We start from the raw sequence: 8,817 nt of genomic DNA, 5'->3' as shown, positions 1-8,817 counted from the left end.
GAGGTCGTGGATGTCCGACGGGCAGGAGGTAGTGGACGTGCTCCCCATCGGGCGGGTCGAGGACGTCGGCGACGTCCCCGTCCCCGAAGGAACCGATCGTCACGACACCCAGACCCAGTGCGTGCGCAGTCAGTCCGATGTTCTGCCCGACGTGACCGGCCTCGAGCAGTTCGAAGCGCTCGGAGCGGTCCCCGTAGCGTTCACGCAGGCGCTCCGGGTCCCCCGCCACCACGAGGACGGCGGGGGCCCTCTCCACGGATTCCTGACCCAGGGCGGCCCCGGCGAGGGCGTGCCGCCGGTCACCCGGGAGGTGCTGCTCGAGGCGGGCCGTTGCGGGCCGGTACACCCAGACGCCGGCGTCGAGGCCGCTGACCTGCCCCGACACGAGGTAGAGGGTCAGCGGGTACAGCGCCCCCGCGGAGGGCACGGTGCGCCCGCCGTCGGAGCGGAGGCCGTACCCGGCCCACAACAGCGTCGACACGACCCCGAGGTCGAGCGCCCGAGTGGAGAACGCCCGCGTGGAGTGCCGCTCGTCGAGGAGCGTCAGCAGGGAGGCGTCCTCGCCCACGGGCATCTCGGGTGGCGGCAGGACGAGGGCGACACCGGGGCTCGCGCTCGGGGTGGCGGTGGGGACTCCGGATTCCGTTCCGGAGGAACAGGCGCCCAGGAGCACACCACTGGCGAGAACGACACCGGTCGACAGGCGGGCGGCGCGGGCGGTCATCTGGGTCCCCCAGTCGGTCGTCCCCGGAGTCGGGCCCCGCCCACGCTACAGGAGGACGGCGCGGGCGGGGTGCCCGCAGCAGGACCGCTCCCGATCCTGTCCATCGACCTGCGGTCGCAGGCACGCAGGTCCCCCGACGAGCAGGGCCGGTACGGGCGACGTGGGTCACCGTGCCTCCGGTGCCCCGGCGGAGGTTCCTCCTTCATTGCTGCCGGGAGCGGTTGACTGCTGCCGCGTCCCACTACCGGGAAGGAAACAGGAGGTGGGAGTGTACCGACGTCCTCGGAGACCGACGTCCTCGGGGGGACCAAGTACGGCCGCCGGAGACAGGCAGGCCGACGGAAACGGATGAGGAGTCGGTGGACGCGACCAAATCGGTGGACGCGGCCAAAGCTGATGGACGCGACCAAGGCTGATGGACGCGGGGGAAGCGACGGACGAGCGCCCGCCCCGTGACACGGGGGCTCGGAAAACGCCATAGGAGACCCGGACACAGGGAGAACTCCCGACACGCCGGGCACTCGTGGGAAAGAGGTCCGATCCCGGGTCGGGAAATCTCCCGGCCACAGGTTCGGACCCGACCCGTCTGGGGTGGCTGACGGGACTCGAACCCGCGACATCCTGGACCACAACCAGGTGCTCTACCAGCTGAACTACAGCCACCATCGTCGATCTGCACGGCAGTTCAACGGATGACGACTCTAGCAGGTGGGCACGCCGTCGATGAAATCGGTCCACCCACCCACCACGTGGCATCCACCACGCCCCCGGGGCCCGCCCGGCACGCCGACACACAACCCACAGGGTCGAGGTCGAGTCGCCGCGTGTCGCCGCAGCCCGGGGCCCCGCCCTCGTCGGGGGAGCCCAGAACTGTGTGCCGGGGGGCAGGAACGCCGGGCACGCGCCCCCTCACCCCCAGCCGAGCTCCTCGAGCCTCTCGTCGTCGATGCCGAAGAAGTGGGCGATCTCGTGCACGACGGTCACCTCGACCTCCTCGGCCACCTGTTCGGGGGTCTCGCACATGCGCAGGGTCGGGTTGCGGTAGACGAAGACGCGGTCCGGCAGGGCCCCTGCGTAGTCCCCGCGCTCCGTCAGGGGCACGCCCTCGTAGAGCCCGAGGAGTCCAGGCTGGTCGGCGGGTGGGTCGTCCTCGACGATGACGGCGAGGTTGTCGACCAGGTCCCAGAACTGCTCGGGCACGGCCTCCATCGCACGGTCGACGAGGTCCTCGAAGTCCTCGCGGCTCATCTCCACGGGCATGTCAGTGCTCCGCCGCGGTCCACCCCGTACCCGGGCCGGTCCTCACCAGAAGGCACGCACCGTGATGGCGTCGGCGAAGTTGCCCAGCGCATCGGGCGTGGCCGTGAGGTAGAGGTCGGCGTCGACCATGGAGATCTCCATGACCATGAAGGAGCCCTTCCCGTCGGGCACCACGTCGACCCGGTTGAAGAGGAACTGCTCGTCGCGTCCCATGCGTTCACGCACGTAGGAGTGGAGGATCCCGCGGATCTCCTCACCCCAGCGCCACTGCTCCTCGGTGGCCTGCTGGGCGGTGACCACGGCCTCGTGCACGGAGTCCTCGGTGACGGTGGCGGGGTGGAGCATCGCGTGCTTCTCCACGGAGTGGGAGACCAGACCGTTGAAGAACACCAGCGAGATCTCGCCGTGGAGGTCGATCTCCTCCATGTAGCGCTGCACCATGACGGAACGGCCCTCCCGCAGTTCGGCTGCGGCCTGGAGGATCGCGGCCTGGCGCTGGTTCGTGTCGTTGGCGGTGTAGCGCCCGATGTCGCGCAGGCCCGAGGACACGGCGGGCTTGACGACGAAGTCACCCATGGCGGGGAACCGGGAGTGCAACTGCTGCTTGGAGAGGTGCCGGTCGGGCTCCAGCCAGGTGGTGGGGATGACGGGCAGACCACGCTCCGCCAGGTCGATCATGTAGTGCTTGTCGGAGTTCCACCGCAGGATGTCGGCGTGGTTGAGCAGACGGGGCACGGTGTCCGCCCACTTCAGGAACGCCTCACGGTCGGTGGCGTAGTCCGACACGGAACGCACCACGCAGACCCCGGCGTCCGACCAGTCCTCACCCGGATCGTTCCAGATGGCGATGCGGGGGTCCGCCCCGCGGTCGGAGAGCGCGTCGAGCAGACCGGATTCGTCCTTGTAGAGGTTCGGCATCTCCGCCGACGTGACCAGCGTGATCCTCGGTTTCGTCATGTCCTACACGTTACCCTCTGCGCCGCTGCCGCCGGGCGTCCCGCGGTCACTGGCCTCCCGTCGACGAGGGCGTCCCCGGCAGCGGCCAGGACGACGCAACCTTGATGTCCTTGAGCGTGAGCACGGAGCGCATGGAGCGGATGCCGGGCAGGCGCCGCACGGTGTTCATGGCGAAGTCGGCGTAGTGGTCGAGGTCGCGGGCGACGACCTGGAGGACGAAGTCGGAGTCACCCGCCGTGCTCCAGCAGGACACGATCTCCGGCAGTTCGCCGACAGCTCGCTCGAAGGCCCGGGCCTCGGACTCCCGGTGCTCCCCGATGGTGACCGAGATGAAGGCCATCACCCCCCACCCCAATGCGCGTCGGTCCAGACGTGCGGCGTAGCCGGAGATCACACCCTCACGTTCGAGACGGCGCTCCCGCCTCCACGTCGGAGAGGTGGACAGGTGGACCTCCGCAGCCAGACTCGACACGGAGGCCCGGGCGTCGACCTGGAGGGCGGCGATCAGCCGCCGATCGATGTCGTCAAGCTCGGGGGGTATGGATTCTCCTCCACAGCGGTCGGATCGGGCAATCATGCCTCAGTGAGCCTGTGGCGCGCACATGTGGAGGTCCTTTCGGCCGTATTCGGGGCACAACCGTCTCCCCGCCCCGTCGAGACCCTACTCTCTGGGTGTTCGCCCGCGTCCCGGTCCCGTCACCGGTGGTCCGGAGGAGAGAGAAGGAGAGCACTCATGGGGAGAGTCCCCCAGCATGTCGTGGTGGTCGTCGACGCAGGACTCCCTCGGGGTGTCCTCGCCAACACCGTCGCGGCGATCAGCATCGGACTGGGAGCCTCCTCGCCCACCTCCGGCGGCACGCCACTCGAGGACTGCGGGCACCACCGGGTGCACTCCGTCTCCTCGCGCGGCGTCCCCGTCCTCGGGGCGGGTCAGTCCGTCCTGGGGGATGTGCTCCGACGGGCACTGCCGGCACCCGACGACGGTATCGTCGTGCCCTTCCCGTTGTTCGCCCGCAGGATCCCCACCTTCGAGGAGTACCGGGCCTCCCTGGCGGAACGCCATCTGGAGGACGAACCCCTGGCCGGGCTGGGCCTGCTGGGACCCCGACGCTGGGTCCGTTCACTGACCGGCAGCCTGGGCCTCCTGCACTGAGGGCTGCGCCCCTCCAGCCGGACGCGCCGGCTCAGCGAAGTCCCAGGGGACGCTCCAGTGCACCCTCGAGCAGTTCGTCGACGAGGTCGCGGTACTCGACGCCGGCGTGGGACCACATCAGGGGGAACATCGAGAAGGGGGTGAAACCGGGCATGGTGTTCACCTCGTTGACGATCACCTCGTGGGTGTCGGGGACGTAGAAGAAGTCCACGCGCGCCAGGCCCTCGCACTCCAGTGCCTCGAAGGTGCGGGCCGCGGCCTCGTGGAGACGTGCGGCATCGGCCTCGGGGACCTCCGCCGGGCAGACCAGTCCGACAGCCTCCGTGTCGACGTACTTCGAGTCGTAGTCGTAGAAGGCGCCCTCGGAGAGGACGATCTCCCCCAGTGGTGCGGTGCGCGGGGGTCGGTCGCCGCGTCCCTGGAGGACACCGCACTCGATCTCCCGTCCGTCCACCGCCGCCTCGACGATGACACGCGGGTCGTTGTTGCGGGCCTCCTTGATGGCCACCGACAGTCCCTCGACGGAGTCCACCCGTGAGATCCCGATGGAGGACCCGGCCCGGCAGGGCTTGACGAACACCGGGAACCCGAGGGCCGCGACGCGCTCCCGGCACCCCTGCGGGTCCACGTCCCACTGGCGGGGGGTGATGAGCTCCCAGCGGCCCACCTCGATGCCGGCCGACTGCAGGATGGTCTTGGTGAGGTGCTTGTCCATGGAGACCGACGAGGCGGCGACCCCGCAGCCGACGTAGCGCACGTCCGCCATCTCGAAGAGCCCCTGGATGGTGCCGTCCTCGCCGTAGGGCCCGTGCAGCAGCGGCAGGACCACGTCGACCGGACCGAGGTCGGTGACGTCCCCGGCCTGACCGAGTCCGCCGTCAGCGGTGCGCCCGTAGGAGACCTCCAGCAGGCGGGCCCCGCCCTCGGTCAGTGTCACGCGCGTGTCCCCCGCCTGGACGGACTGGCCGTGCCCGTCACGCAGCTCGAAGAGGGAGGGGTCGTCGGGGACGCGCACCCACTCCCCGTCCTTCGTGATGCCGATGGGGAGCACGTCCCACTTCGTGCGGTCGATGGCTCGCAGGATCCCGGCCGCCGTGGCGCACGAGATCTCGTGCTCGCTCGAGCGGCCCCCGAAGACGACGAGGACGCGGGGACGAGGGGTGTCGGTCATGGCGTCCACCCTAACCCCGCCCAATTGCCCCGCCCGCGCGGCACGCGCACCCGTGGGCCGACGGTCCACCGGCCCGCCCGTGGCGCGGGGCACCCCGACACCAGGGCGTCCTGGCTCCGCGGGGTCAGAGCAGCTCGATGCGCCAGCCGTCCTTCTTCTGCGGCCGTGAGAGCAGCATCTCCCCCATCTGCTCGATGGTCGCGCCCTCGTGGACCACCCGCACGACGGCCTCGGTGATCGGCATGTCGACACCGTGCTCGCGGGCCACCTCCAGGATGGGCACCGCGGAGCGCGCGCCCTCGGCGACGCCCGGTGAGAGGTGGAGGGCCTCCTCCAGGCTCGCCCCACGGCCCATCCGCAGGCCCAGGGAGTAGTTGCGCGAGAGCTTCGAGGAGCAGGTGGCGACGAGGTCGCCGATGCCCGCCAGACCGGCGAAGGTGTCCGCCGAGGCCCCCAGGGTGGTGCCCAGCCGCGTCATCTCCGCGAGCCCGCGGGTGATGAGTGTGGCACGGGTGTTGATGCCCAGGCCCATCCCCTCCGCGGCCCCGATGGCCACGGCGATGACGTTCTTCGTGGCGCCGGCGACCTCGCAGCCCAGGACGTCGGTGGACACGTAGGGCCGGAAGTAGGGGTTGTGGCAGGCGACCGCGATGGCGGTGGCGAGTTCCTCGTCCGCGCAGGCGATGACGGTGGCGGTGGGGTTGTGCTCGGCGATCTCCCGGGAGAGGTTCGGCCCGGACAGGACGGCGATGGAGTCCCCGCTCCGGCCCGAGGCCTCCCGGATGACGTCGTGGACCGTGCGGCGGGTCTCGAGCTCGAGGCCCTTGGCGAGTGAGAGCAGGGCGGCGCCCTCGTCGAGGCCGGGGGCCGCTGCGGCGACGGTCTCACGCACGGCGGCCACGGGTACCGCGACCGCCACGAGGTCCGCGCCGCGCACGGCCTGCGCCATGTCGGTGGTGGCGGAGACGGTGGCGGACAGGGGGATTCCCGGCAGGTAGGTGGAGTTCTCGTGGGAGTTGATGAAGTCGGCCACTGCGGGGTTGCGCCCCCACATCCGCACCGTCATCCCGGCGTCGGCGAGGACCTGCGCGAAGGTGGTCCCCCAGGCCCCCGTCCCCAGCACTGCAGCGTGTGTCATGCCCATGCCACGACTCTACGACGCCGCCCGACCACCGGAGCGGGACGTCGGGCTGGGGGCACCCGGACCCCGGCCGGGTCCCCTCGCAACGCCGGGGTCGCCCGGACCACGCCGCACCCGGACGCGCGCGGGGTGCCCCGGCCCACACCGACCCGCCCCGCTAGACTGGGCCGTGCCGAACACCCCGTCGAGGAGGACCGATGTCACACCACGCACACCCCGTACGGCGCGCGGCCCAGGCCCTCGCCCTCGCCTCCTGTGTCGCCCTGGGCGCCGCGGCGTGCACGGGGAGCACCCAGTCCGGGGCGCAGGGCCAGTCAGGTGCGACGGGAGCCGCGACCACCTCCACCCAGTCGGGCGGGGCACAGTCCGACCCGTCGACCACCTCCCCCACCCCGACCCCCTCAGCTTCCGCCGACCCGGAGGCGGAGGAGGCTGCGGCCACGTCCCCCATCCTCGGCGACCGGTGGACGCAGTCGGCCACCTCCCGGGAGCCGGTCCGCGACCCGGACGGCGACGGCCTGGTCTTCCACGCCCTGAGGGTGGCCGAGCACGAGGGCTTCTACCGGGTGGTCGTCGAGTTCGCCGGGACGGGCGAGCCGGGGTGGAGCATGTCCTGGTCCGACCGGCCCGTCGAGCAGGGGCGCGGCCTCCCCCTGGACATCGAGGGGACGGCGTTCCTGGACCTGCGCATCACCGGCACGACGATGCCGACCGCCGAGGGGCAGGCGGAGCAGTACTACTCGGGTCCATCGTCACTGCAGGTCGGACCCGTCGACGTCGTCGAGGACGGAACCTTCGAGGACCAGACCCACATCGCGATCGGTCTCGACGACGTCCGCGACTTCCAGGTGGGGACCCTGTCGGACCCCGCGCGGGTCGCCATCGACATCAGGAAGTAGACCGCTCCCCGCGCTTCGTCAGCGAGCGGCGCCACCTCGCGAAGGTGCCGAGGGACCTCTTGTCGGGCCCGCTCATGCGGTCGGGGTCCCAGGGCTCCTCGGGAGCGGGTTCCCCCCGCAGCTCCTCGACCCCCGCCGTGATGGCGCGCTGGATGCGTCGGGTCGCCTCGTCGACGGCGGCATGGTCCTCGGAACCGTCGGGCCCCTGCAGGTCCGCGAGGTCGACGGCGGGCTGGACCGAGATCCAGATGTCGCGGTGCGGACGCAGGTTGAGGATCTTCGTGTAGCGGGGAAGGACGTCCTGTGCGCCCCACTGGGCGATCGGGACCACCGGGACCCCGGTGTCCAGGGCCAGTCGGGCCGCCCCGGTCTTGGCGCGCATCGGCCAGTACTGGGGGTCGCGGGTGAGCGTGCCCTCCACGTAGATGCCGACGCACTCCCCGGAGTTCAGGGCCATCCGCGCAGGTGCGAGCGCGCCGTCGGGGTGGGGGGACCTGCGGTCGACGGAGACCATCTTCAGCCCGCGGAGCACCGAGCCGAGGACCGGGACCTTGAAGAGCTCCGACTTCGCCATGAAGCGGACCGGGTACCCGTGGGAGACCAGGAACCACGCGATGCACAGTGGGTCGAAGTTGGAGATGTGGTTCGGGGTGACCAGGAACCCTCCCTGCCGGGGCAGGTTCTCCAGCCCGGTGATGTGCGTCCGTGTCCACACGCGCATGACCGGGTCGACGATGCCCAGCAGGACGCGGTACAACCCCTTGACCGACTTGCTCACGAGGGCCGAGTGTAGCGGGTGACGGACGCCGGCAATGCCCGCGCCCGGCCGGGGGTGCCGGCCTGCGCACGGAGGGGTGCCGGGCGGGCGTGCCCGCCGGGCACGCCTCAGACGAGGATGTCGACGACCTCGGGGGCAATGCGCATCGACAGGGGCACGGTGCCCACCTGGTCCCCGTCGGCCATGGCGGGCATGCCGACCGGCTCCGTGACACGCACCTCACGGGCGGGCCCGACCTCGATGGCCGGATCCGTGGCGTCACGGGACAGCACCACGCGTGCGAGGATCGGCAGGGCCGCCCGCAGGGGCATGTGGCCGACGTGGAAGACCTCGAGGGTCCCGTCGGAGGTGTCCGAGGAGGGCACGATGTGGATCCCCCCACCGATCATCCCGGAGTTGGACACGGACAACGCCCACCCGCCCATGTCGAGGGGGAGGCCGTCGACCTCGGCGCGGAAGTCCGCCTGGTGGAAGCGGATCGGGGCGGCGAGCGCCCCGTAGGCGTAGGCCAGCGGACCTGACCGGAGCCGGGAGGTGTTCGCGATGAGGTTCGCCCAGGCGTCGAGCCCGAACGAGACGACTCCCAGGACCAGGCGGGCGGGGCCGCCCTCGTCCCCGACGCCGTCGCGCACCCAGATCCCGTCGAGGGGGCGCACCCGCCCTCCGGGAGGACGGACGGGTCCTCACCCGGGCCCGCCAGCCCGAGTCCGGCCAGCGCACGCGCGCGGGGCAAG

Annotated in this window: 10 protein-coding genes and 1 tRNA gene; 2 read left to right on the top strand and 9 right to left on the bottom strand. The window is 71.3% G+C overall.

Translation table 11 applies throughout. The features are described from left to right. The 5 genes from TA90_RS00645 to TA90_RS00625 form a co-directional block, all read right to left on the bottom strand. A partial coding sequence (locus TA90_RS00645; RefSeq protein WP_043534100.1) for a SagB/ThcOx family dehydrogenase occupies window positions 1-724 on the bottom strand: 724 nt, incomplete at its 3' end. Between the two features lie 587 nt (window positions 725-1,311). Then, window positions 1,312-1,387, bottom strand: a tRNA-His gene (locus TA90_RS00640). A gap of 246 nt (window positions 1,388-1,633) precedes the next feature. Further along, entirely contained in the window at window positions 1,634-1,984 is a 351-nt protein-coding gene (locus TA90_RS00635; RefSeq protein WP_043534099.1) for a metallopeptidase family protein, read from the bottom strand. Between the two features lie 42 nt (window positions 1,985-2,026). Continuing rightward, entirely contained in the window at window positions 2,027-2,941 is a 915-nt protein-coding gene (locus TA90_RS00630) for an ATP-grasp domain-containing protein (protein WP_043534098.1), read from the bottom strand. A gap of 46 nt (window positions 2,942-2,987) precedes the next feature. Next, the gene (locus TA90_RS00625; RefSeq protein WP_052450319.1) at window positions 2,988-3,518 is read right to left on the bottom strand and encodes an Lrp/AsnC family transcriptional regulator; all 531 of its coding nucleotides are present in this window, start codon (window positions 3,516-3,518) and stop codon (window positions 2,988-2,990) included. Between the two features lie 156 nt (window positions 3,519-3,674). Between TA90_RS00625 and TA90_RS00620 the strand changes: the two genes are divergently transcribed. Further along, on the top strand, window positions 3,675-4,094 hold the full coding sequence (locus TA90_RS00620; protein WP_043534097.1) for a DUF2000 domain-containing protein: 420 nt from the start codon (window positions 3,675-3,677) through the stop codon (window positions 4,092-4,094). Between the two features lie 31 nt (window positions 4,095-4,125). Here the strand turns inward: TA90_RS00620 and TA90_RS00615 are convergent, their stop codons facing one another. Both TA90_RS00615 and TA90_RS00610 read right to left on the bottom strand, forming a co-directional pair. Then, window positions 4,126-5,265, bottom strand: coding sequence for a D-alanine--D-alanine ligase family protein (locus tag TA90_RS00615; RefSeq protein WP_043534096.1), 1,140 nt, complete (start codon window positions 5,263-5,265; stop codon window positions 4,126-4,128). 124 nt (window positions 5,266-5,389) lie between these two features. Next, window positions 5,390-6,409 (bottom strand): NAD(P)H-dependent glycerol-3-phosphate dehydrogenase, encoded by a 1,020-nt coding sequence (locus TA90_RS00610; RefSeq protein ID WP_043534095.1) that lies wholly within the window; start codon window positions 6,407-6,409, stop codon window positions 5,390-5,392. 194 nt (window positions 6,410-6,603) lie between these two features. On the opposite strand from TA90_RS00610, the gene TA90_RS15365 reads away from it, so the two are divergent. Beyond that, the gene (locus tag TA90_RS15365) at window positions 6,604-7,305 is read left to right on the top strand and encodes an AMIN-like domain-containing (lipo)protein (RefSeq protein WP_231550615.1); all 702 of its coding nucleotides are present in this window, start codon (window positions 6,604-6,606) and stop codon (window positions 7,303-7,305) included. Here the strand turns inward: TA90_RS15365 and TA90_RS00600 are convergent. Next, entirely contained in the window at window positions 7,295-8,083 is a 789-nt protein-coding gene (locus TA90_RS00600; protein ID WP_043534094.1) for a lysophospholipid acyltransferase family protein, read from the bottom strand. The two genes, TA90_RS15365 and TA90_RS00600, sit on opposite strands and share 11 nt — an antisense overlap. A 107-nt stretch (window positions 8,084-8,190) precedes the next feature. After that, complete coding sequence (locus tag TA90_RS00595) at window positions 8,191-8,739, bottom strand: hypothetical protein (RefSeq protein ID WP_052450318.1); 549 nt, start codon at window positions 8,737-8,739, stop codon at window positions 8,191-8,193. Window positions 8,740-8,817: the final 78 nt, after the last annotated feature.

The organism is Actinomyces polynesiensis, from assembly GCF_000820725.1.
In the GTDB taxonomy this organism is placed as follows: domain Bacteria; phylum Actinomycetota; class Actinomycetes; order Actinomycetales; family Actinomycetaceae; genus Pauljensenia; species Pauljensenia polynesiensis.
Note: the sequence above shows the minus strand (reverse complement) of the source record. Positions and strands in the feature narration are given on the sequence as shown.

What these genes read in the sequence shown, in the direction of transcription:
- TA90_RS00620 (WP_043534097.1), top strand. Translation starts at nt 3,675, where the DNA reads ATGGGGAGAGTCCCCCAGCATGTCGTGGTGGTCGTCGACGCAGGACTC.
- TA90_RS15365 (WP_231550615.1), top strand. Translation starts at nt 6,604, where the DNA reads ATGTCACACCACGCACACCCCGTACGGCGCGCGGCCCAGGCCCTCGCC.
- TA90_RS00610 (WP_043534095.1), bottom strand. Translation starts at nt 6,409, where the DNA reads ATGGGCATGACACACGCTGCAGTGCTGGGGACGGGGGCCTGGGGGACC.
- TA90_RS00635 (WP_043534099.1), bottom strand. Translation starts at nt 1,984, where the DNA reads ATGCCCGTGGAGATGAGCCGCGAGGACTTCGAGGACCTCGTCGACCGT.
- TA90_RS00630 (WP_043534098.1), bottom strand. Translation starts at nt 2,941, where the DNA reads ATGACGAAACCGAGGATCACGCTGGTCACGTCGGCGGAGATGCCGAAC.
- TA90_RS00615 (WP_043534096.1), bottom strand. Translation starts at nt 5,265, where the DNA reads ATGACCGACACCCCTCGTCCCCGCGTCCTCGTCGTCTTCGGGGGCCGC.
- TA90_RS00625 (WP_052450319.1), bottom strand. Translation starts at nt 3,518, where the DNA reads ATGATTGCCCGATCCGACCGCTGTGGAGGAGAATCCATACCCCCCGAG.